35 protein-coding genes are annotated in these 21,423 nt (G+C 64.4%); 23 read left to right on the top strand and 12 right to left on the bottom strand.

All coding sequences use genetic code 11. The annotated features are described in order from the left end of the window. Positions 1-47: 47 nt before the first annotated feature. Positions 48-293, bottom strand: a complete 246-nt coding sequence (locus CAL28_RS10550; protein ID WP_094841341.1) for a transcriptional regulator — start codon at positions 291-293, stop codon at positions 48-50. 86 nt (positions 294-379) lie between these two features. On the opposite strand from CAL28_RS10550, the gene CAL28_RS29725 reads away from it, so the two are divergent. From CAL28_RS29725 to CAL28_RS10440, 23 genes are all read left to right on the top strand, one after another. Next, positions 380-958, top strand: a complete 579-nt coding sequence (locus CAL28_RS29725; RefSeq protein WP_176463953.1) for a hypothetical protein — start codon at positions 380-382, stop codon at positions 956-958. Positions 959-1,693: 735 nt separating this feature from the next. Next, positions 1,694-1,888, top strand: a complete 195-nt coding sequence (locus CAL28_RS10540; protein WP_094841340.1) for a hypothetical protein — start codon at positions 1,694-1,696, stop codon at positions 1,886-1,888. Then, positions 1,885-2,136 carry a hypothetical protein gene (locus CAL28_RS10535; RefSeq protein ID WP_094841339.1) on the top strand — a complete coding sequence of 84 codons (252 nt, stop codon included), beginning with the start codon at positions 1,885-1,887 and terminating at the stop codon, positions 2,134-2,136. Before CAL28_RS10540 ends, CAL28_RS10535 begins: the two co-directional genes overlap by 4 nt. 112 nt (positions 2,137-2,248) lie before the next feature. Beyond that, on the top strand, positions 2,249-2,476 hold the full coding sequence (locus CAL28_RS10530; RefSeq protein ID WP_094841338.1) for a hypothetical protein: 228 nt from the start codon (positions 2,249-2,251) through the stop codon (positions 2,474-2,476). Then, positions 2,466-2,831 carry a hypothetical protein gene (locus tag CAL28_RS10525; protein WP_094841337.1) on the top strand — a complete coding sequence of 122 codons (366 nt, stop codon included), beginning with the start codon at positions 2,466-2,468 and terminating at the stop codon, positions 2,829-2,831. The genes CAL28_RS10530 and CAL28_RS10525 overlap by 11 nt, the downstream gene beginning before the upstream one ends. Positions 2,832-2,939: 108 nt before the next feature. Further along, positions 2,940-3,266: a hypothetical protein gene (locus CAL28_RS10520; protein ID WP_094841336.1), complete on the top strand. Its 327-nt coding sequence runs from the start codon at positions 2,940-2,942 to the stop codon at positions 3,264-3,266. Next, positions 3,263-3,655: a hypothetical protein gene (locus tag CAL28_RS10515; protein WP_094841335.1), complete on the top strand. Its 393-nt coding sequence runs from the start codon at positions 3,263-3,265 to the stop codon at positions 3,653-3,655. The genes CAL28_RS10520 and CAL28_RS10515 overlap by 4 nt, the downstream gene beginning before the upstream one ends. Next, on the top strand, positions 3,652-3,897 hold the full coding sequence (locus tag CAL28_RS10510) for a hypothetical protein (protein WP_094841334.1): 246 nt from the start codon (positions 3,652-3,654) through the stop codon (positions 3,895-3,897). Before CAL28_RS10515 ends, CAL28_RS10510 begins: the two co-directional genes overlap by 4 nt. Beyond that, positions 3,894-4,034, top strand: a complete 141-nt coding sequence (locus CAL28_RS29720; protein WP_176463952.1) for a hypothetical protein — start codon at positions 3,894-3,896, stop codon at positions 4,032-4,034. The genes CAL28_RS10510 and CAL28_RS29720 overlap by 4 nt, the downstream gene beginning before the upstream one ends. 27 nt (positions 4,035-4,061) lie before the next feature. Further along, on the top strand, positions 4,062-5,309 hold the full coding sequence (locus CAL28_RS10505) for a hypothetical protein (protein ID WP_094841333.1): 1,248 nt from the start codon (positions 4,062-4,064) through the stop codon (positions 5,307-5,309). 44 nt (positions 5,310-5,353) lie between these two features. After that, entirely contained in the window at positions 5,354-6,280 is a 927-nt protein-coding gene (locus CAL28_RS10500) for a hypothetical protein (RefSeq protein ID WP_094841332.1), read from the top strand. Then, on the top strand, positions 6,277-6,954 hold the full coding sequence (locus CAL28_RS10495) for a lambda exonuclease family protein (RefSeq protein WP_254926080.1): 678 nt from the start codon (positions 6,277-6,279) through the stop codon (positions 6,952-6,954). The genes CAL28_RS10500 and CAL28_RS10495 overlap by 4 nt, the downstream gene beginning before the upstream one ends. Before the next feature lie 8 nt (positions 6,955-6,962). Then, complete coding sequence (locus tag CAL28_RS10490) at positions 6,963-7,172, top strand: hypothetical protein (protein ID WP_094841330.1); 210 nt, start codon at positions 6,963-6,965, stop codon at positions 7,170-7,172. Positions 7,173-7,253: 81 nt separating this feature from the next. Then, entirely contained in the window at positions 7,254-7,751 is a 498-nt protein-coding gene (locus tag CAL28_RS10485) for a hypothetical protein (protein ID WP_094841329.1), read from the top strand. A 73-nt stretch (positions 7,752-7,824) separates the two neighbouring features. Then, positions 7,825-8,676 (top strand): DNA adenine methylase, encoded by an 852-nt coding sequence (locus CAL28_RS10480; RefSeq protein WP_094841328.1) that lies wholly within the window; start codon positions 7,825-7,827, stop codon positions 8,674-8,676. Continuing rightward, positions 8,673-9,437, top strand: coding sequence for a hypothetical protein (locus CAL28_RS10475; protein ID WP_094841327.1), 765 nt, complete (start codon positions 8,673-8,675; stop codon positions 9,435-9,437). The genes CAL28_RS10480 and CAL28_RS10475 overlap by 4 nt, the downstream gene beginning before the upstream one ends. Beyond that, positions 9,434-9,835: a hypothetical protein gene (locus tag CAL28_RS10470; protein WP_094841326.1), complete on the top strand. Its 402-nt coding sequence runs from the start codon at positions 9,434-9,436 to the stop codon at positions 9,833-9,835. The genes CAL28_RS10475 and CAL28_RS10470 overlap by 4 nt, the downstream gene beginning before the upstream one ends. Next, on the top strand, positions 9,832-10,152 hold the full coding sequence (locus CAL28_RS10465; RefSeq protein WP_094841325.1) for a hypothetical protein: 321 nt from the start codon (positions 9,832-9,834) through the stop codon (positions 10,150-10,152). Before CAL28_RS10470 ends, CAL28_RS10465 begins: the two co-directional genes overlap by 4 nt. Before the next feature lie 4 nt (positions 10,153-10,156). Continuing rightward, entirely contained in the window at positions 10,157-11,506 is a 1,350-nt protein-coding gene (locus CAL28_RS10460) for a hypothetical protein (protein ID WP_094841324.1), read from the top strand. Then, positions 11,503-12,084, top strand: a complete 582-nt coding sequence (locus CAL28_RS29470) for a hypothetical protein (RefSeq protein ID WP_141218164.1) — start codon at positions 11,503-11,505, stop codon at positions 12,082-12,084. The genes CAL28_RS10460 and CAL28_RS29470 overlap by 4 nt, the downstream gene beginning before the upstream one ends. Further along, positions 12,081-12,299 (top strand): hypothetical protein, encoded by a 219-nt coding sequence (locus CAL28_RS10450; protein WP_094841322.1) that lies wholly within the window; start codon positions 12,081-12,083, stop codon positions 12,297-12,299. Before CAL28_RS29470 ends, CAL28_RS10450 begins: the two co-directional genes overlap by 4 nt. 1 nt (position 12,300) lies before the next feature. Continuing rightward, positions 12,301-12,579: a hypothetical protein gene (locus CAL28_RS10445; protein WP_094841321.1), complete on the top strand. Its 279-nt coding sequence runs from the start codon at positions 12,301-12,303 to the stop codon at positions 12,577-12,579. Then, positions 12,576-12,785, top strand: a complete 210-nt coding sequence (locus CAL28_RS10440; RefSeq protein WP_094841320.1) for a helix-turn-helix transcriptional regulator — start codon at positions 12,576-12,578, stop codon at positions 12,783-12,785. Before CAL28_RS10445 ends, CAL28_RS10440 begins: the two co-directional genes overlap by 4 nt. Here the strand turns inward: CAL28_RS10440 and CAL28_RS29465 are convergent. The 11 genes from CAL28_RS29465 to CAL28_RS10395 all read right to left on the bottom strand — a co-directional run bounded on the left by CAL28_RS29465 (position 12,712) and on the right by CAL28_RS10395 (position 21,326). Next, positions 12,712-13,683 carry a hypothetical protein gene (locus CAL28_RS29465; RefSeq protein ID WP_254926079.1) on the bottom strand — a complete coding sequence of 324 codons (972 nt, stop codon included), beginning with the start codon at positions 13,681-13,683 and terminating at the stop codon, positions 12,712-12,714. The two genes, CAL28_RS10440 and CAL28_RS29465, sit on opposite strands and share 74 nt — an antisense overlap. 65 nt (positions 13,684-13,748) lie before the next feature. Continuing rightward, positions 13,749-14,015: a hypothetical protein gene (locus tag CAL28_RS10435; protein ID WP_094841319.1), complete on the bottom strand. Its 267-nt coding sequence runs from the start codon at positions 14,013-14,015 to the stop codon at positions 13,749-13,751. 156 nt (positions 14,016-14,171) lie between these two features. Beyond that, on the bottom strand, positions 14,172-14,303 hold the full coding sequence (locus tag CAL28_RS10430) for an entericidin A/B family lipoprotein (protein ID WP_094841318.1): 132 nt from the start codon (positions 14,301-14,303) through the stop codon (positions 14,172-14,174). Positions 14,304-14,349: 46 nt separating this feature from the next. Then, the gene (locus CAL28_RS10425; protein WP_094841317.1) at positions 14,350-15,045 is read right to left on the bottom strand and encodes a fumarylacetoacetate hydrolase family protein; all 696 of its coding nucleotides are present in this window, start codon (positions 15,043-15,045) and stop codon (positions 14,350-14,352) included. A gap of 260 nt (positions 15,046-15,305) precedes the next feature. Continuing rightward, complete coding sequence (ppa, locus tag CAL28_RS10420; RefSeq protein WP_094841316.1) at positions 15,306-15,842, bottom strand: inorganic diphosphatase; 537 nt, start codon at positions 15,840-15,842, stop codon at positions 15,306-15,308. Between the two features lie 26 nt (positions 15,843-15,868). Next, positions 15,869-17,470 (bottom strand): heme biosynthesis HemY N-terminal domain-containing protein, encoded by a 1,602-nt coding sequence (locus CAL28_RS10415; protein WP_094841315.1) that lies wholly within the window; start codon positions 17,468-17,470, stop codon positions 15,869-15,871. Between the two features lie 3 nt (positions 17,471-17,473). Further along, the gene (locus tag CAL28_RS10410) at positions 17,474-18,700 is read right to left on the bottom strand and encodes a uroporphyrinogen-III C-methyltransferase (protein WP_094841314.1); all 1,227 of its coding nucleotides are present in this window, start codon (positions 18,698-18,700) and stop codon (positions 17,474-17,476) included. Between the two features lie 37 nt (positions 18,701-18,737). Beyond that, a complete protein-coding gene (locus CAL28_RS10405; protein ID WP_094841313.1) occupies positions 18,738-19,529 on the bottom strand; it encodes a uroporphyrinogen-III synthase in 792 nt (263 codons plus the stop codon). Between the two features lie 22 nt (positions 19,530-19,551). Continuing rightward, positions 19,552-20,487 carry a hydroxymethylbilane synthase gene (gene hemC, locus CAL28_RS10400; RefSeq protein ID WP_094841312.1) on the bottom strand — a complete coding sequence of 312 codons (936 nt, stop codon included), beginning with the start codon at positions 20,485-20,487 and terminating at the stop codon, positions 19,552-19,554. Positions 20,488-20,497: 10 nt separating this feature from the next. Next, on the bottom strand, positions 20,498-20,620 hold the full coding sequence (locus CAL28_RS29980; protein ID WP_254926078.1) for a hypothetical protein: 123 nt from the start codon (positions 20,618-20,620) through the stop codon (positions 20,498-20,500). Beyond that, positions 20,607-21,326, bottom strand: coding sequence for a TerC family protein (locus tag CAL28_RS10395; protein ID WP_094841311.1), 720 nt, complete (start codon positions 21,324-21,326; stop codon positions 20,607-20,609). Before CAL28_RS10395 ends, CAL28_RS29980 begins: the two co-directional genes overlap by 14 nt. Positions 21,327-21,423 lie beyond the last annotated feature (97 nt).

Below are 21,423 nucleotides of genomic sequence, written 5' to 3'. Positions count from 1 at the left end.
ACACGTCCAACGGTCCAATGGGAATGCGCTCTTCGCGCGGGTCGGGGTCATGCATTTGCGGGTTCCTTCGCGGCCAGCTCGGGCCAGATGCGCTCGAAGTCTTCGGGTCGAAGATCGCGGCGCGACACCTTGCCGTCGGTCGCCAGCTCGATCGCCGCGCAATGCTCAATCGGCACAGGCCGGCGCCCCGTCCGCCACTGGTAGACAAGAGCCGGGCTGACGCCCACAGCATGCGCAAGCGCGGATGCACCAATGGCGCCGTCCCCGCTGGATAGGTAGTCGGACAGGTTCATGGCGACAACTATAGCGATGCTATAGCTAAAAAGCAAGCCTTGCTATAGCCACAAATTTGTAGCATTGCTATATGGAAATCTGGACTATGGAACAGGAAGCTGCTGCCCTGCGCGCGCGCTTTGCCGGCGTGAACCGCGCCGCGTTCGCGCGTGAGCACGCCATCAAAGGTGGTCAGGCGCTGATCTACCAGCACATCAACGCCGTACGCCCGATCAGTCTGGAAGCGGCCAAGGCCTATGCCAAAGGTTTCGGTGTGGGGCTGGAGGACATCAGCCCGCGCCTTGCTCTGGAAGTGCGCAGCGCAGCGCCGTACGCCACCGGCGGAAGCACGATGCGTGTCGCAGAGCCTGCGGCGGCCTATGGCAGACCTCGGCAGGATTGGCCGTTTTCGGTGCCGCGTGAGGATTTTGAAAAACTACGACCGGCCGACAAGGCGGCGTTAGATAAAACCCTAAGTGGCTTCGTTGCAGGGACCCTCGCCTCCTACAGTTCCAATGAAAAGAACCGTGATTCTGCTGTAAATCATGGCAATGAAAAGAAGCATGAAAGCGATAACATGGCCGCTCTCCGCGATGAACTAGATGCGCTGGAACAAGTCGCCGAAGGGAGTGAAAGTCATGGTCGCCCCAGAAAGTCCAATAGCCGACGTGGTGGACATCGATAAGGCAAGACGCGCACGGGCGATGGCCCGCAAGGTAGCGAAACCTATTAGGCAGCGCGCGGCGACGATTCGGATAAATCTCACGCCGGCCGGCCGCTTGGCATACCACCAATCCCACAACACGAAACAGGACGCCTATACCCTGATGTTGGGCTGTTGCATAATGCTCGGCAGAATGTTCCGCGAGCTTGGCGACACATGGGGAAGATAGAGTGGTCAGCGACATCGTGCACCGCAAACGAGCGCCCGCTTTTTTCTTTGCCGTCTCAATCGGACTTATGGCAAGCACGGTTTCCGCTGAGCCAGCTACGCCGTACGTCGAGGCGAATCTAGCCGTCGGTCAATGCCGAATCCTCGTTGCAACGATAACCACCGTCCCAGTATGGCGTGATAACGGCGTACCCGTTCAACGAGCGAAGCAAAACGTGCTCGGTGCGCTCGAGCCATTTGGCCCGGATAGCTCCACATTCGAAAAGTGGGGAGCTGCCGTCGCCGCCATCTACAGGTCCGAAGCATCGTCAGAAAACGTCCGGGCGTCCTACTCGAAGTTCTGCTCTCAGTACGATCGACTGAACATTCCGGTCCCGCAACCTCGGTAGAAAGCTACCGCTCCGCTCAGCCGCCTACAGGCGGCTTTTTCATGCCTGTTACAAAAAAACTAGAGCATTGCTATTGCATCTAGTGATGTAGCGTTGCTATAGTTTCTCCAACGCGTCACCCGACGCGAAGGAGAACAGGATGCTCAGCACCCACCGTCTGATCCAACTGCACAACCTGGCCGACGATCTTTCGTCCCGCGCCCAGGTCTGCCTGCGCGGCGCGGTCAACCTGGATCGCATCGGCAACGCGCGCGGCGCTCAGTATCAGCACGCCAAGAGCGTTCGTTATCAGCGTATCGCTGACGCGGCTTCGCGCCGCCTGGGGACAGCATGAACGTCCCGCATCCGCCAGTCACGATCTCCGAGAAGGCTTCGGCCGTCGTTCAGTGGAACAACCTCGCCGATGAAGCTGAGCGCGGCGCCACTCTGGGCCTGATTCATCCGAACACCGCCGAAGTACAAGCCCGCGTCTACCGCGCCACGGCCCGGGCGATCCAGCACGAGATCGACACCGGTATCGCCGTGTGCTCGTGCTGCTTCAAGCCGTTCGGCCAGGGCAGCAGTGTCCTGATTCGCAACTGATCGCCATGTCCCCCGCCCTCCGCACCAACCTCCGTTACTGGTCGATCCCGCTGGCCGTGCTGTTCATCGTCGGCCTGTGCTTGATCGGCTGGTAGCGGAAAGGAGAATTCCCATGCCCAAGCAACTTGACCAGGAGCGCGAAGCCTTCGCCGCCTGGGCTGAAAGCGTCCGTGAGAAGTACCCGAACATCACGGTCGACGGCTACAACCTGGCCCGCGACGCGTGGCTGGAGATCAACCGGCGCAACCGGGAGGCGGCGGCGCGCGCCAGCGGCTTTGCGCGCCAGGCGGCCGAGCGCACGGGCGAAGAGTTGATCGAGGAGCACACGCATGCAATTTGATCGCGCCCACCACATCGACTGCCGCGCCATCGTGTCCGACAACACCGCCCCGCGCATCCGCGAAGCCCTGATCGGCCAGCTGATCAACGAGCTGCAGGAAGCCGTTAAACGCGGCTGGTACGTCAGCGGCCACAGCACCGGGCCCGAGCTCGCCTGCGAGGCGATCGACATCTTCGCCCTGGGCGTTCCGGTCCTGACCGCGATGAAGGCTGATGCCTGGAAGGCTGTCGCCGCAGGCGGCAACGTGGGCGACAAGTTCGCGCTCTACGTCATGTCCGCGACCATCCACGCCGCCGAACAGCTGGTTGACCTGCAGCTGCGTGGCCACGACATCAAGATCGGGGCGCGGAAATGACCATCACCCACATTCTGATCGGCGCCGTCGCCCTTTTCGTCCTGGCCATGGCCGGCGACGAAGGCGCGCGGCTGCACCGTGAGCGTGACGACTGGAGGGCTACGCGCCATGGCTAAGCTGCGTAACTACAGCTATGCAGAGGCGTCGAGCGTTCAGGTCGGCTTGATGCGATGCAGTGTCTGCAACGGAAAGATCAGGCGGGGGCAGTTCCGCTATTACGCGACCCCGGACGCGTATGTCTCCCAGCACCGCAGCTGCTGCGCGGACGATCCCAAATGGAAAAAGTTGGACGAGCAAGCCGCAGCTTGGCGCGCCCGCCAAGTAGCGCTGCTCGCCGATGCCCAGGCGTTCAGGGCGAAGTGGCAGATCTCTGATCTGGACGAGCTGATCGACGGACTGGCCGCCACCACCAAGGCCACCGGAGCCGCGTCATGACCCCCGAATCCGCGATCAAACTCGTCCAGAGCTATTCCGCCCTGACGCGGGCCATCAAGGCGTGCAAGAAGGAAATCGGGAGGCATCTGGACCTGTGCGCAGGCCTCAAAGGCTTTCGGCACGAAGAGGAGCCGGTATCGCCCGGCAGTTCGTTCACGGTCCCGACGGAGCGTGCCGAGGCCGATCAGGACACGCACCTGAAGGGCTGGTACACCGCCGAGCCCGGCGACTACGAGTACAGCGGCATGCAGTACCTGAAGATCGGACAGGACGAAGCTGAGGAATGCCCCCACTGCTACGCCGCGCACCAGGTGATTCAGCGCCGCAAAACTCTGCGTCGGCAATTGGCTGGTATCAAAGCCGCGATGACGAAAGGCGGTGCCGCATGACCGTCCACCACATCCCCTTGGAGCTGAACAGCGACTTCTATGGCCTGAATCTGGCGGCCGTACTGGAGCTGGAGACGGACGAACAGCCCGTTAGCCGCGCCCCGGACACGGCCTACGAGCCCGTCGTGGTGTGGCACCGGCTGGTGGTCAACGGTACGCCCGTGTCGCTGCCGCTGGCGCCCGAGAAGGCCGCCGCGGTCCTGCGCGAATACCTGGACACCTTCAACGAGGTTCCGGCATGACCCGCCTCCGCACCTTCCTCCGCATCCACGGCGAGGCGCTGTTCTTCGGTGCTGTGTTCGCCCTGGGCCTGTGCATCGCCACCGGCGTCATCGGCCCGACCCTGGACGCCCGCGCCGAGATTCACGCATCCCGATAACCTTCCCACCCCGAAGAAGAGAGAACCATGTCCGAAACCCAGGCCCAGGTCGAAATCCTGGACAAGCCCGCTCCGCTCACCGCGTTTGATCCCATCGAAGCCGGCCTGACCGCGCTGCGCGATGAAGCCGCCAAGACTGTTTTCGACGTCACCACTACCGCTGGCGACAAGGCGGCGCGCGAGTTCCGCAAGCGCTGCGTCACCACCCGCACGGCGGCCAGCGAGGCGTATGAATCCTGGAACAAACCGATCCTGGCCATGCAGGCCGCGGCGCGCGAAAAACGCGACTACATCCTGACGGAAGTGAAGGCTATCGAAGGCCCGATCGACGAGCAGATCAAGGCCGAGGAAAAGCGCCGCGACGAAATCAAGGCTGCGAAGGAAGCCGCCGAGCTGGCACGCCAGCAGGCGATCCAGGCCCGCATCAACACCCTGGGCCAGTTCGCAGCCAAGGCGGTCGGAAAGTCCTCCACGGACATCCTGGCGCTGCGCGACGAGCTCGCCGACATGCCGATTACCACCGAGCTGTTCGAGCACCGCACCGGCGAGGCGACCGTCCTGCACGCGCAGACCTCCGCCACTCTGGAGGATCTGTACAACGCCGCGCTGGCGCAGGAGCAAGAGCAGGCCCGCCTGGCAGCCGAGCGTGCCCGGCTGGAGCAGGAGCGCAAGGAACAGGAAGCTCTGGCCAAGGCCGCCCGCGAGGCGGAAGAGGCGCGGATGGCTGCTGAGCGCGCCAAACTGGCCGAGGAGCAGGCCGCCCTCAAGGCCGCCACGGAGGCCGAGGCAGCCCGCCAGGAAGCCGCCCGCGCGGAACAGCGCAGGCAGGAAGAAGCCGCCGCGGCCGCCGCGCGCCAGCGCGAAGAGGAAGCCGCCGCCGCGCTGCGCGCCCAGCAGGAGAAGCTGGACCGGGAGCGCCGCGAGTTCGAAGAGCAGCAGGCTGCGGCGCGCCGCGCGGAGGAAGAGGCCCGAGCCAAGGCCGCACGTGAAGCCGAAGAGAAGCGCGTAGCTGCGCAAGAAGCCGAGGCCCGCGCCCAGCGCGAGAAGGAAGAGGCCGAGCGCCTGGAACGTGAGCGGGCCGAACAAGAACGTCTGGCCGAGGCCGCCCGCCGCGAACAGGAACAGTTCGTCCAGAACGGACCCGGCGACGTAGAAATCGTCCAGACCCTCGCTGACCACTACGACGTCAACGTCGGCGACGTCATGGGCTGGATGAAGAAGTTCGACTACACGGCGACCGACGAAGCCCTGGCTGCCGCCAACGGTTCCCACTGACCGACCACATAGCGCCGCACCGAGTCTGCGGCCAGGAGATACGCATGCCCAACGAAGTGACCACCCAGCAGTCCAACGAGCCCGTCCAGTTCAACGTCGCGCAGACGTTCGATCTTTCGCCGCGCTCCCTTGATGAAGCGCTGCGCTTGGCCGATTACCTCGCGTCCTCAGATATGGTCCCAAAAGACTACAAGGACAAGCCGGGGAATTGCCTCGTCGCTATGCAGTGGGGAATGGAGGTCGGCCTCAAGCCCTTGCAGGCGATCCAAAACATCGCGGTAATCAACGGACGCCCGAACCTCTGGGGCGACGCCATGCTCGCTCTGGTGCGCTCGTCCCCGCTCTGCGAATACGTCACCGAGTCCGAGGAAAACGGAATCGCCATCTGTCGCGCGAAGCGCCGGGGCGAGCCAGAAACGGTGCGCACGTTTTCGGATGAAGACGCCAAGACCGCTGGCTTAAAGGGCAAACAAGGGCCATGGCAGACCGCGCCGAAGCGCATGAAGCAGCTACGCGCCCGTGCCTTCGCTCTGCGCGACGCCTTTACCGACGTGCTGAAAGGCATGAGCATGGCCGAAGAAACCATGGATCACGTACCCATTGAGCGCGATATCACCCCGCCGCGCACCGCCGCTGAGTTCGCCCAGCAGGCCAAGCCCCAGCCGGCAGTCGCGGTGGACCGCGATGCCATCGTCAAGGAAATGGAAGACGCCGCCCGCGGCAAGGGCACGCCCGAACAGCGCGTAGCGACGTTGAATGCGATCTGGCAGCGCATCGGCAAGGATGGGCGTGCGGCAGCCGGCCGTGACACTTATGCCCGCCTGTTCGATATCGCCAACGCTGTCGATACGGAAACGAATACCTCCCCGGAGCCGCAAGGCGAGGCCGGTAACCCGGCGCAGGACGCGGCGACGGCCGGCCCTGCCTCCCAGGTGGAAGGCGACGACAACCCGTTCGAAGGGGCCGAATGATGGAGCCCATCATCGAGCAGCGCAGCGCTGAATGGCGGCAACAGCGCGCGGGCAAGATCACCGCCAGCAACTTTGCCGCAGCGCTGGCCATGACGCCCGGCGAAGGCGTTTACAAGTCCGGGCCGAAGCGTGGCCAGCCGAAGATTGCCAGGCCGACAGCCGAGCGCACCCACCTCATGTATGAGCTGGCGTTCGAACGCTTGGCCGGCATCCCGCGGCACGAAGTCGGCGGCCGGTCACTGTCCTGGGGGCGGGACTTGGAAGATCCGGCCAAGGAAGCCTATGAGATCGATACGGGCAACATCGTGGTGGCATCCGGATTCGTGCTGCATCCCGTCCACCAGTGCATCGGCGCCAGTCCTGATGGCCTGGTCAGCACCGACGGCGGCATCGAAATGAAGTGTCCGCACGACGAAGCGGTCCATATCCAGACCTGGCTGGAAGGCATGCCCGAGGACCACATCCCCCAGGTCCAGGGAAACATGCTGGTCACCGGTCGCGCCTGGTGGGATTTCATTTCCTACGACCCGCGCCAGGGCGAGAAGTGGCGCCTGTACGTTCAGCGCATCCCCCGCGACGACGCCTACATCAACACCAAGCTGCTGCCCGGCCTCCTGCAGTTCGAGGCAGAGCTGCAGGCGATGGTTGAAACCCTGCGGCGGAAGGCCGCATAGGAGGCGCCATGTACGAATTCTGGCTCGTCTGGAACCCCCACGGTAATAACCCGAAGTGCCGCCATGACATGGCCGAGACTGCTGCCGCAGAAGCAGAGCGGCTTGCAAGGGAACACCCCGGCCAGCGCTTCTACATCGTGCATGCAGTCGAGTACCGCGAGGTGGATGTGCTGCGCAAGGTCGTACTGGAGAAAAACCCCAATATCCCACCGTTCTAACCCTTTCACGGCGCGCCGGACTCCCCTCCCCCAACACGTGCACGCCGGCGCGGCTTTTTATTCCCCAAGGAGCCATAGAGCATGCAACTGGAACAGAAGACCGTCACGCTCGCCCACCTGAATGTGCGCCCGGAGAAGCACGGCGACGAAAACGTGGGCGGCGCGGATCTGAAGATCACCTTCACCGACAGCAACGAACTGCTGTCCGAATTCCACCCGACGCTGCGCGCGCTTCTGTACAAGGCCGAAGAGGCGCAAGGCACGCTGCCCGGTCAGGAACCAGCATTCACTGCGCGCCGCTTCGGCGACCTGATCGGTAGCCTGCGTTTGAAGCACGAACTCAAGGGCGCCGACGTTGTGATCGGGTTCGGCATCGGCGAGTCGGATATCGAGATGGAAACCGTCGACGTCGACCACTACACCGTCGAGGTCATGGAAGGCGGCAGCGTTGCGTACAGCTTCCGCGTGAAGTGCAACCCCACCGGCGAACAGGTGAGCCGTCTGTATGAGGTCATGGGCGGCGAAATCGATATCACCGTGACGCCTGCGATCGAGAAGCAGGGCCAGCTGGAGGTGTAGCTATGTCCAAGCGCAGCAAAGAAAAGCACAACCGCCCCGGCAAGACGCAGCCGTGGCCGTGGGAGGAGTGAGTGTGCAGATCGGACCCGTGATCCGTTACCACGGCGCCAAGTTCCGCCTGGCGCCCTGGGTGATCCAGCACTTCCCGCCGCATCGCTGCTATGTCGAACCCTTCGGCGGCGCGGCCGGCGTGCTGATTCAGAAGCCGCGCGCCTACGCCGAGGTCTACAACGATCTGGACGGCGACATCGTGAACCTGTTCCGCGTTCTGCGTGACGGCGATCGCCGTGCCCGGCTGGTCGAATTGCTGGTCCTGACGCCGTACGCCAGGGATGAGTTCGACGGCGCATACGAGCCAACAGACGATGCCGTGGAGCGCGCCCGGCGAACCATCATCCGCGCGTCCATGGGCTTCGGATCGGCCGGCGCGACAAAGGGCACGACCGGCTTTCGCATTGACACCCGCCGGAAATACGGGACCGCCCAGGATCTCTGGGCGAAGTATCCGTCCCAGCTTGAGCAAATTGGCCGCCGGCTGGCTGGCGTAATGATCGAGAACCGCCCGGCGATCGAGGTCATCCAGCAGCATGATGCGCCGGACACCCTGCTTTATGTTGACCCGCCCTATGTCCACGGTACCCGGTACGCCGGTGCCCGCCACGGCCGCTATTACGACCACGAAATGACGGACGCCGACCATGACGCTCTGCTGGACGTTCTGCAGCGCGCCGCCGGCATGGTCGTTTTGAGCGGCTACCCCAGCGACATGTACGAAGAAGCCCTGACAGGTTGGATGCGCGCCGAAACGACTGCCCGGATTTCGGCGGCGCGCGGCACGTCGACGCGCACCGAATGCCTCTGGATCAACCCCGCATGTATGGCGGCGCTGAATGGCGCGGGCCTGCAACTGGAGCATGCAGCATGACCCACCCCAATCCCGAGCAGCAATGGAAGATGGCTCCGGTTGAGCCGACGCAGGAGATGTTGGAAGCGGCATATCTGCCGAACGCTTACCGGAAGGACAGCCGAACCATCTACCGAGCGATGATAGATGCCACCCCACCCGCGCCGGCCGAGCCGCAGGCCGTGGGGCACGTCTTCACCATGGAAGCGCTCACGCCGGGCGGCGGAATGAAATGCCATGCCGCGCTGCACCGTGACTTGCCGTCTGGGACATTGCTCTATCTCGCCCCACCCCCGCAGCAACCCGCGCAGGGGTGGCAGGACATCGCGACGGTCTCCGAAGGCAACCTCGTTGTCGTGTACTGGGAAGACCCGACCGACCCCGCCAATCCTGAGCGCTACGACTTCGATTATCTCGAAGACGGAACGTGGATGAACCACCATGACCGGTACGAGCACATGCTCATCGCCGGCGCGCATGGGCTGAAAGAAAAAGCGCCTTATACGCACTGGATGGCGTTGGGGAAACCTGGCATCAATTTCGCCCTAGGCACCGAACCCGCGCAGGGGCAGGATGCGAAGGAGCCGGAACGATTCGTCGTGCTCAAGGCGAGCGGTAGCCGGTACGCCTACGTCAATGACACGCTGCTGGGCAAGACCGTGAAGCGCTACGACATTCTGCGTGGCGGCTGGATCAATGCCGAACTGCATGCCGCGCGCCTCAATCGCGACGTCGCCATGACCGCCGCCCAAGGGGATGTAGTGCAAGGAGGCGGGAAATGAGCAACATGCCCATTACCATCACGGACGAGGCAGTAACCGTAGCTGGCGTCACCATCCCGCATAACGAGCGTCCGTGGCGATCAGCCACCAATCGGCACACGAATACCGATGGAACGTCCTGGGGATGGATTGACGGCGCGACAGGGCACGTATGCTGGTCGGACAACGAGCGCTTCAACCGCGCCGCCGCTTCTGCTGCTGTGACGGCGCATAACAAATGGCTGGAGGACTGCCAGCCGCTACCGATCAAGATCATCAAGGCGAAGCAGCAATACGAGCAGGCCCTGACGACGTTCAACGCGATCAATTCAAAGCATTCGCACGCCCTGGCCGATATGAACAAGGCCCGCTTAGTCCTGGCCGCCCTGCGCGAACAAAGAAAATCGGAGGCAGCATGAACACCCCCGCTGACAAGCCAGACCTGCCGGAGCCGTTGTTGCTCGCAACATGGGTGCGCGGGCAAGTGACCGGCCCTTATCTCGTCTATGGCTACGACGCTGATACCGTCCGCCGCCTACTCGCCGACGAGCGGCGCAAGGCCCGCGCCGAGTTGATCGCTGAGATCACCGCGCCGGGCCCGGTCGCCTACAAGTGGCGTACCGCCGCTCGCTTCAAGACAGGCACGCCTGGTCCGTGGCATCTGTCGCTTGATGGCTTCGATCCGGTCCCCAGCGAGGTGGATGAAATTGCTTGCTACGCCATACCCAAGGAATAAGACCATGGACAACAAGACCGTGCTGATGGAAGCGCTAGAGCGTATGGACCGCGCACGAGCCATACTGACTAACGGAAACCCAACGCCAAACTGTAATTGGGGCATGCTCGATACATCCGACTTGCGTCAGCGCGTCCCGCCAGCCGCCAGCGAGGCCGGGGCGGTGCCGTTGGCGTACCTATGGACGCATGGCACGCAAAAGTGTCTGTTCTATACGCATCGTCGGGCGCAAATGCACGCTGACAGCCACGGCGGAGGGGTGACACCGCTCTACGCCGCCCCTGCCGCGCAGCCTGAGAAGCAAGCGGGGCAGGATGACGCGGTTGAACTGTTGAAAAAGTTCATGGATTATCGGGACGCGGACTATGTTCCGAACGGGCTATTCGAACGCGCTAGCAAGATAATCGATGCCGCCCCGCCCGCACCCAGTCAGCAAGCCGCACCTGGGGCAGAGCCGGACTACGAATGGGTACAGAGGGGGCTTGAACTCGCTAAGACGCTGGGAGCGCACCCCGTCGGCTCTGCCCTGCATAGCAAGTCATGGCTGGCTATGCGAGACTATCTACAGGAGCGTGCCTCCCCTGCCGCAGAGAGCGCGGAGCCTACCGAGCCGCCCTTGCGCGATGAAGATGGCCAAGGTTGGCACTGGATCCGCTGGTATCGCAACATGTACAAAGTACCTCTCAAAGCTGCGCGTGCGGAATGGGACATTCAGATTGCGGCCACCACCGCCGCAACGGCAGATGCGCAGGGCAATATCGCTGCATCCGTGAGCGACAAAGCCGGTTGTATCTCACATTCGGCGGGATCTGATAAACAAGCGGATGCGCAGGGCGATGAGCGGGCGGCGGATATTCAGGCTATCGATGAAGCAATCGACCATTACGGCGCGGCCTGCGTGTACCAGGGCATGTACGGATGTGGCGGCGAGCAAATCGGGGACGAGTTGCGCGCAATGAATGAGGCGCGCCGCCGGAAATCAGCAGCCATAACCCTGGTATGCAAGGCCCTCTCTCGCCAGCCGTCCGCAGCGGCGAGTGCGGAACTCACGCCTGCCGCGCGCGACGTGCTCGCCGAGCGCCAGCGGCAGATCAGCGTCGAAGGTTGGCACGCAGCCGAAGACGACAACCACGAAGACGGACAGATGGCAGCTGCTGCGGCGTGCTATGCCATGTTCACCCAAGCCTACCCGCCGGGCGATCCCGTCCAGTACTGGCCGTGGGATAAGTCATGGTGGAAGCCCAGCACGCCACGCCGCAACTTGGTCAAGGCCGGCGCCCTGATCCTGGCCGAGATCGAACGCCTGGACCGCGCCGCCCTTGCCGCTGCCAAGCCGGAAGGGGGTGCGGAATGAGCCGACTCAAGAAATGCCCCTTTTGCGGTAGGGCCGGCGTCTACCAGCAAGGCGGCAATTATTTTCGGCCCAGAGGGTGGACTGCGGGATGCCCGGAAGGCCACGCTGGCAGCCCTGAAAAGAGCACAAAAGGCGAGGCCGCCGAATGGTGGAACACTCGGCCTGCTGAACCCAAAGCGCAGCAGGACGCGCCGACGGGTGCGGAGATTACCGAATACCTGGGTGAACTCGGCGACAGCATATATATCGTGGTCGATGGCGAACGCGTTTTGCTCGACAAGCTGAAACTGGCTCGCGCCATCCTTGACCGCTACGCCCCCGCCCAGGACGCCGAGCGGGAGAGGGATGCGGGTATCGAAGCTGCGGCGCGTTGGATCGACACAAGACGCGATGACTTCGACCGGGAACATGGGTATGAAGACCCAGATACCGGCGCCTTGGAATATGGAACCGGACCGCACGCCGAAGCGAAACGCGAATACTCCTTCGAGCTGGCCGAGATTGCCGAAGGTCTGCGCGCGTTGAAGTCCGAAGCCGCCCGCGCCCAGCTGGACGCCGCACAGGAGAAGCCAGAATGACCATCACCATTATCAAAGCGAATCCCGAACCGCTATACAAGGTCGAGTGCTGCCATTGCCGCACGATATTCACGCACAACAAAAGCGACGTGATCGCCTCTTACGTGAAGTGCCCGGTCTGCAATAACAGCATCATGTTCGATGACAACCGGCGCTTCGATCCGGTGGAAGAGTTCCGACGTGCCGCTGCGCAGGGGGATGGCGATGGCAACTAGGATGGGTTTCACCGGCACTCCAGAACGGCCGGCGCGCCCGCAGTTCAAGCGGCAACGCTGCTGTGTCGTCTGCGGATTTCCGCGCGGCGGTAGCGTCCATCTGCCGCCACTTGGCGCCCCCGCCGATGCGCCGCCGTTTGACCATGAGTTCGTCGCGCCGGAACATCGACGTGGACCCACCCAGGTCGAGGGGCAGAATCCCGCCTCCGGCCAGGAAGGGCTGGTCCACGGCGGGTGTGTGGCGGCCGGCGTCGGCGCGGTTCCAAAGGAAGACGAATGAACGAGACCATGACCAACCAGCCCGCAGCGCCGGAGAAGCTGCTGTATCGCATGAAGGACCTGCCGCGCGTGGTCGGCATCTCCCGGTCGGAAATCTACCGCCAGCTCAATGCCGGGAAGTTTCCCAAGGGGATCAACCTGACACCCAAGGTCGTGGTGTGGAAGGCGGAGGACCTGCGAAAGTGGGTAGATGAACTTGTACCCTGATTTGTACCCTCAACCCCATTTGTACCCTAAAACGCCCTGGAGAGCCGCGTAAATGCTGGCTCTCCTTTTTCATGGGCCGTTCACGGTAGTAGCAGCCTATGTACTTGTTGGACCGAAGCTTGTGAAACGACTGTGTGTCGATGGAACGCCACAGGCCATCCGCCCCCAGCCGCGTACCGCCGCGTCGCCGCAACTCATGCCGCCATGCAGGACAGCGGAAACTGACCGGCCAGCCGTTGCGTGCATCCTTGTTGCGCGGCCCGAGAAAACCGTAGCGGTCCACCGCCGCGAGCACCGTGGATCGCAGGACACTCGCGCGATTGCCCGCGTGCGTCCGGACGAAACCGGGCCAGTCGTCGGCCCCCACGTCAAGATGCAGGGCTGCGCGTGAAGCGCGGTCGGCACCCATTGCGACGGTTACCGGGAATTCCGGGTAATTCGCCTGGACCACCGCACGCATGGCAAGCGAACGACTGTCGGGCAAATGCGCCAGCGTTTGCCGTGCGGAGGCCGCCAGCACGCGATGGACGGTAGTGTCATGGCGCCGATAGGCCTGCGCGAAGCGCGCGACCAAGGCATCCGCATTCGCCGCCGAGTATGCGCTTGCATAGGCCTGCCCATGAGCCGCTCCGAACAGCATTGCAATGACTCTGGCGGGTGGGTTGCCACGCAAGACGCGCTGTCGCTCCGCGTATCCGAACTGCGTCCACGTCGCCAGGGTGACAAGATGCGCCATCGCCACCTGGTGCCCGATCTGGGCGCGGTTGATGTAGGCAAGCAAGTTCAGCGCGCGCGCTTGTATCAAGGCGCCGCTGTATGCGGCGGCGTCAGCCGCATGGGTCAGCCGAGCCCGCGCCGCGATGGTCTGCCCCAGGTTGTACAGCAGGATCAGGGACAAGGCGCCCAGACCGGCCAGGCCCAGGGCCAACGGCAGGGCTTGCCCCCGCGCCCGGCAACACCGCTTCATTGCGCGGCTCCGGCATTACCGGTAAACGATTTGAGCGATTTGGCCTTGGCCTGGGCAGCCGCCTTGCCCGCGGCGGCCTGCGCCGCGCGCGATTGTTCGGCGCCGCTTTCTCCCGCCAGTTCCCGGGCCATCGCCGCGGTCTGCGAACGCACGACCTGGCCGAACAACTGGTACACCGCAATGGCCGCCACCGCGACCAGCGCGACCACGATAATGTATTCGGTCATTCCCTGGCCAAGCTGCCGCCGACGATGTTTGCGCATGGGTGCCTCCGTAGAACTGGTAGGCATCCAGTTTGCGCAAGGCAAGACGCTGCGCCAATTCGTACATGCCGAGCTGGATCAAACCGTCACACTGCGCGAAAAAGCAAAACGCCGCCCTCGAGGGCGGCGTTCTGGCCATGATGAGCGACGCGCGTTCTACTTTTCCGCGGCGTTACTGATGGCATTGCCCGCGCGCTGCAGATCCTTGCCGGCGCCGGCGACCGTATTGCATCCTGCCAGGACCATCGCAAAGACCACCAATGTCGTCAGCATCATTTTCGAGCGCATGGTTTGCTCTCCTTGATTTGACCGTGCCCGTCGCGGCACCGGTCGTTCACACTACCTGGACACGCAGTTCGCCCAGGCCCGCGACACCACCCACCATTACGTCGTTCCTGACGACCGGGCCGACGCCTTCCGGCGTGCCGGTAAAGATCAGGTCGCCGGGTTGCAGCTCGAACAAGCCGGACAGATAGGCAATGCTCTCCGGAATGTTCCAGATCAGCTCACTGATGTTGCTGCCCTGCTTGCGGGTACCGTTCACATCCAGCCAGATGTCCGCTTTTTCCAGGATACCGGTCTTGCTGACGGGATGGATCGGGCCCAGCGGCGCGGATTGATCGAAGCCCTTGCCCACTTCCCACGGACGTCCCAGCTTTTTGGCTTCGCCCTGCAAATCGCGGCGCGTCATGTCCAGGCCCAGGGCGTAACCCCAGATATGCTCGTTGGCCTTCTCGACCGGAATGTCCTTGCCCGCCTTCCCGATCGCTACGACCAGCTCCATTTCGTAGTGCAGGTTCGACGTCTTGGACGGATAGGGCATCTTCCCCGTTTCACCGTCGCGCACCGCGATGATGGCATCGGCGGGCTTGCAGAAAAAGAACGGATCCTCGCGGCCGGTAAAGCCCATTTCTTTGGCATGCTCGGCGTAATTGCGTCCAACGCAATACACGCGGCGAACCGGGAATAAGGCGGCGCTGCCCGCTACCGGAACGGCGACGACGGGCTGAGGGGGCAAAACATAGTCCATGCTGTTGACCTCGTTGAAGACGCAACCGGGCGACCGGTGCTGAAATAATCATGCGCGAGTGTAATCGTTTCGCGCCGCTTGGACAGCAGGTGCTAACCCCTTCGGGCGTACGGATGTCCAGCCGCCTCGGCTATTCAGCGAACCGAAAGCCTGCCGGCCAGCGTCCGCCCGCGCGCCGCTGGCGTCCCGGCCGTTCGCGGAAATGCAAAAGGGGCCGGCATCGCCAGCCCCTCCGAACCTCCGCGGGACCCGCCGAGTGCTTATTTGGCGCCTTTCGCGTGACGCTCCGCGCTACGCGTGATTTCCTCGTGCGCGGCATCGACGCCCTTCCAGCCTTTCACCTTGACCCACTTGCCCTTTTCCAGATCCTTGTAGTGCTCGAAGAAGTGCTGGATGCGGGCGATATCTTCTTCAGGCAGATCCTGGTACGACTTGATGTGGCGGTAAGGCGGGTAAAGCTTGTCGACAGGCACGGCCAGCAGCTTGGCATCGCCGCCCGATTCGTCATCCATTTCGAGCACGCCCAACGCACGGCAGCGGATCACCGAGCCGATCTGGATGGGAAACGGCGTAACCACCAGGACATCCGCCGGATCGCCGTCCTCGGACAGGGTCTGCGGAATATAGCCGTAGTTGCACGGATAGTGCATGGCGGTCAGCATGAAGCGATCGACGAACACGGCGCCCGTGTCCTTGTCGACCTCGTACTTCACGGGATCCGCGTTCATGGGAATTTCGATGATGACATTGAATTCATCCGGCAGCTTGGAGCCGGGAGGGACACGATCGAGACTCATGGTTCAGCCTTCTTGAAGGAAAAAATTCAGGACTTGCCGTGGCCGCCGGACTTGGCCGGCGCGTCGCCCGGGCCATTATCGCGTCGGGATGGCGTCGACGCGGGCGGCTCGGGTTCTTCTTCGTCCAGCCCGGCAACGGGGATCGGCGCGCTATCGAAGTAATCCTCGACATCGACGGGCGCTTCGGCGGGCCTTGCCACCGGCGAGGGCGACGACGGCGCGGGCTCGACCGGCGCCGGATGCGCATGGCCCCGCGCATCCGGGTCGAGGACGTAATCGGCGGCCGGCGCCTCCACGGGCAGCGCCTCGTGGACGTAGACGCTGGCGGGCGCGGGGGCTTCCGCGGCGTCCGACAGGAATCCGCTTTCAGGATCCACGCGCGAGGGATCGGCATGCGTGTCGGCAGCCGGCAAGGCTTCGTCGGCGGCCAGCACCGGCAGCGCAATCCCTGCCGCCGTGGCCAGGCGCCAATGCCGCACGGCGTCGTTCTGGCGATCCAGGCGGTCATACAGGCTGCCCAGCAAGGCGTGCGTGCGGGCGTCGGGACGACGTTCCACGGCTCGCCTCAGATAGCGCTCGCCCTGCCCCCACAGCTGTCCAGTGAGACAGAGCACGCCAAGCGCGCACAGCACGTCCGGATCGGTCGGACGCTGCTGCAGCCATTTCTCGGCACGCTCCAGGCGCCGCGGCACCTGGGATGCATCACAGCGCGAATAGGCCGCCAACAGCCGCGCATCGAAGCCGTGCGCGATGGCGGCCTCGAGTATGCGCGCCGCCTCGTCTGCCTCGCCGGCCGCTTCGAAGGCGGCCGCTCCGGCCAGGGCAATATCGGGCAGCAGGCGTTCTTCCGCCTTGAGATCCTTCCAGATGGGACGCCACGTATCGCCGTCGGCGGCGGCACGCAGGCGTGCCGCGCCCGAGACGCCGATGACGCGGAGGGCTTCGTCGCGCGCCATGGCGCCACGGCGCGACAGCGCCCGCGCCAGCGTAAACACCTGCTCGTGATGGCCGAGCGCGCGCTCGGCGCGCAACAGCAGGCGCATCGTATTCAGATGTCGCGCGCCTCCGTCCTGCAGCGGAGCCAGCACTTCCAGGGCGCGGGCCGGCTGCCCCTGCTCCAGCAGCAGGTCGGCGGTAACGGTGGCCACGGCCTCGATGAGGCCTGGCTCGCTATCCGCGGCTTCCCGCGCCCGGTCCAGCATGACGTCTCGCCGCACGAATTCGCCCAGGCCCTGCGCGGCGCGCGCCGCCGATAGGGCGGCCAGCACACGGCGATTGCGGCCTTTGGTCTGATCGAGCAGCTTGGCGAGGTCCTTCTCGGCATGCGAATAGCGGCCTTCCAGCAAGCCGATCCACCCACGCTCGAGCAATTCGTGGTCGCGCGCCTGGGCGCGGCGCCCGCGCCAGGCGCGCATGCGTTCCGGGATGGCCAACAGCCACGCCAGCAGCCGCAGCCCCACGTAAATGGCCACGAATAGCGCGATCAACAGCAACACCGCGAGGGTCAGCGAGAGCTCCACGCGATACGGCCAGACCAGCAGCAATACATTGCCGGGGTGGGCCCGCAGGACCACCGCCACGGCAACCGCGACAACCGCCAGCAATAGCGTCCAGAACCAGGCGCGCATGGTTTAGTCCCGCCCTTTGACGGTGCCCGAACCGTCCGCGCGCAGCGCCGCGATGGCGCTCAGACTGTCCGACAGGTCCGGCATGGGTGTCGCGATCTGGATCTGCGCCAGCTCACGCGCCAGGCCGAGCGCGGCCAGGGTATCGGGCGAACGGCGGTCGTAATAGGTATCCAACGTGCGGCTCACGGTATCCAGTTCGTTCTTCCAGATAACGGGCTGACGCATCAGCAGCGCCAACTGCACCGTCAGCAAGCGCTGGCGCAGCGTGGAACGCAGTTGTTCCGCCTGCTCCGTCGACAGCAGCAAGGCGGCCGGTTCGTCCACGCGCTGCACACGCACCAGGTCGCCCAGCTCATGCGCCAGGGCGCCGCCGGCGCGGGCGGGCCAGGAGGCGATCTCCGCGCGCCAGCGCTGCCACCAGGCGGCATCCGGCGGCAGATCTGGCCCTACGGGGGCGGGCGCGGGGCCGGCGGCCGCCGGAGCATCCGCGGGCGCCGCCGAGCCGGCGCCGGCCGTCACGGCATCGGGTACCAGAAGGGGCGCCTTGCCCACCAGGGCGACCAGGCGTTCGATACGGCCCGCCTGGATGGGCACGTCGATGGTCTTGACCGCGCGCAGGCGATCCAGATCGCCGTTGATGGTCTGCTGAAGGCTGGCATAGCGTGGCCGCCCCGCGCGCGCCAAGCGCGATTGCGCCGTTTCCATGGCGACGATGGCATTGCTTACGCTTCCGCCGAGCCGCAACTGCTGGTCGGCGATCGTCAGCAACCGTTCGACATCGTTGATGAGGACGTCATCGCTGACGTTGTCGTTGAAGTCCTGCCATGCCTGTTCCAGGGCCGTGTATTGGCTTTGCGTTTCCTGCACCGAGGCTTCCAGCGCGGCGACCTTGTCGCTCTGCACCTGCGCCAGGGCCAAGGCCTGCCGCGTCTCCGATCGCGTCTGGTTCAACGCGCTGTTCAGCGCATCCAGCCGGGTGGCGATTTCGCGGCCCGCCGCCAGGAACTGCTGCCGTTGCATCCATAGGGCGGCCACGAGGACCAGCGCCAGCAGGACGACGACAACGAGGGTTGCGACCAGCGGGGAAGCCCCGCCTTTGCGCGCCGCGCGAGGCGACGGAGGACTGGACGCGGCGTTCTTCGGGCCAGCGGATTTCATGTCGGCCGATGTCGGATTATTGGAGACGACCGGCGCCGCGGCCGGATCGGTGGCAGGAGTCTTTTCTGTCATGGGGCGATTGTATTCGGTACAAATGCGAAACGATGACTCAAGCCGAAACAAAAGCATTAAAGATGGCATCCTCTGCCGGTGCGCAAACCCGTACCGCCCGCCTGGCGGAGGCATCGGAAAGCGCTAGCCGGTCGACCAGCCGCGGATGGGTGACGATAAAACGACAGGCGTCCCACCAGGTTTCGGTGGCCGCACGCGCCACGTTCGCCCTTACCGCGTCGATACTCTCGCCGCTGGTCAGCAGCCAGGTAGGATAATGCGCATCCGCCGCCCAGCGGCCCAGCTGCGCCAGCGCATCGGCCTCCCAGCGCGCCGGTACCCGCCGGTAGACCGCATGCAGGCGCACCGAAGCTCCGTGGCCATGAAGCTGTTCCGCCAGCCAATCGCGGCCGGCGGTACCCCGTACCAGCAGCACCCGGCGCGGAATGGGTCCGCGCGCGGCCAACAGCTCCCACAAGGCTTCGGAATCGTGGCGTGGCGCCTCGGCGCCAGGATGGACGATAGCGCACTGCGTGTCCAACTGGCCGGATTGCCGCAGGCGGGCGGCCGTCGCGGGTCCCACGGCCGCGGCAATACAGGACGAGGGCCAGGCCGCCATGCCGAGCGCCCGCAGTTGCTCCAGGTATTGCGCCGCGGCGTTGCCGCTGACGAACACCGCCAGATCGAAATCGCCGGGCAGGGGTATGCCCTCCGGCCCCGCGGCGAGCGGCTCGATACTCAGCGCCGGCCACGCCCGGACCTGCCAGCCGGCCGCGTGCAAGCGGGTGGCCAGTACTTCGTTGCGCCCCACGGGACGCGTCAGTATTGCCGTCTGGGCCTCGTTCGGCATCACGCGCGCTCCGCGAGGCGGCTCAGTCGTGCGCCGGCAGTTCGGCCAGGAGCGAAGAAGCGCCCTTGTCCAACAATTCCCGGGCCACTGCCGCGCCTATGGACTCGGCCTGCGTCGCCGGGCCGGAGCCTTCGGCGTGCAGCACGCGCGTACCGTCTGCCGACGCGACCAGCGCTCTCAAATGCAGGCTGGTGCCGTCGCTGGTGGCATAGGCGCCCAGGGGCACCTGGCAGGAACCGCCGAGCGTGCGCGACACCGTCCTTTCGGCGGTCACGCACGCTGTGGTGCGCGCCGAGGCCAGCGGTGCCAGCCATGCGCGGGCGTCATCGCGATCCGCGCGGATTTCGATGCCCAATGCCCCCTGCCCCGCGGCTGGCAGGCTTTCCTCGACGTCCAGGACGGCGCGGATGCGCTGCGCCAGCCCCAGGCGTTCGAGTCCGGCAGCCGCCAATACGATCGCGTCATAGCCGCCGGCATCGAGTTTGGCGAGCCGCGTATCCAGATTGCCACGCAAAGGGCGCACCACGAGGTGCGGGTAACGCGCGCGAATCTGGGATTCGCGGCGCAGGCTGGAAGTGCCGACCACCGCGCCCTCCGGCAGATCCCGGAGTGCCCCGTACCGGTTGGATACGAAGGCATCGCGGGGATCGGCGCGCTCGAGCATGGCGCACAGCTCGAAGGAAGCCTGCAGATCGATAGGCACATCCTTGAGCGAATGCACCGCCAGATCGGCCCGGCCGTCCAGGAGCGCGTTTTCCAGTTCCTTGACGAACAAGCCCTTGCCGCCGACCTTCGAAAGCGTCCGATCCAGGATCTGGTCGCCTCGCGAGGTCAGCGTCAGGAGCTCCACCGCACAGTGCGGATACAGGGCCAGCAGGCGGCCCCGCACGTGCTCGGCCTGCCACAGCGCCAAGCGGCTTGCCCGGGTGGCAATGATCAAACGGCTAGGTTGGGACACAGGTGGACGCTCAAGCGAAATGGGCGGCCACCACGGTCACAATAATCCCCAGCACGGCGAGGATGAACAGGCCTTGGAGCAGGCTCAGGCCCGTTTCGGATTGCTGGGATTTACCAGTTTTAAGCAGACTCATGCACGGATTCCTTGGAGACGACCTTGCGGCTTGCCAGCCACCGTCCCAAAAGAACGACGAACAGCGCGCCGGCTATTTCAGCGCCCAATTTAACCATAGCCGGCTGCGGCCCGAATTGACCTTCGACAACAACGTCGGTAATAACCATCCCGCCCGCGATCCAGCCCAGCAGGCCGGCACCGAACATAACCACCAGCGGATAGCGGTCGATGAGCTTGAGCACCAGGGTGGAACCCCAGATGATGATCGGCACGCTGACCAGCAGGCCGAACACCACAAGCCCGATCTGGTGGCTGGGATCGGCATTCTGCGCGGCGCCGGCAATGGCGATGACGTTGTCCAGGCTCATGACGAAATCCGCGACGATGATCGTCTTGATCGCGGAAACGATGGACGCGCCGCCCTTGATCTTGTCGTGCCCTTCCTCTTCCGGCAGCAGCAGCTTGACGCCGATCCACAGCAGCAACAGGCCGCCTACGACCTTCAGGAAAGGAATGTTCAACAGGGTCAGGGCGAAGGCAATCAGCACGACCCGCAGCAGGATGGCGCCGGCGGTGCCCCACAGGATGCCCTGCATCCGCTGCTTGGGTGCCAGGTTGCGGCAGGCCAGCGCGATGACCACGGCGTTGTCGCCGCCCAACAGGATATCGATCAGGATGATCTGGAAAACGGCCGCCCAACTGAGCGTCTGGAAGAATTCAAGCACGTCACAACCCCCACAACACGGTTTTCATTCAAGCCGATTGGAGCAAATAAGCAGCCCGCGCACCAGCGTTCTGCATGGTGGCGGGCATCGGCCCTGT

It is taken from the genome of Bordetella genomosp. 11 (assembly GCF_002261215.1).
GTDB lineage: Bacteria > Pseudomonadota > Gammaproteobacteria > Burkholderiales > Burkholderiaceae_B > Bordetella_C.
The sequence above is the reverse complement of the archived record's forward strand: the minus strand, read 5'-3'. Positions and strand labels throughout refer to the sequence as shown.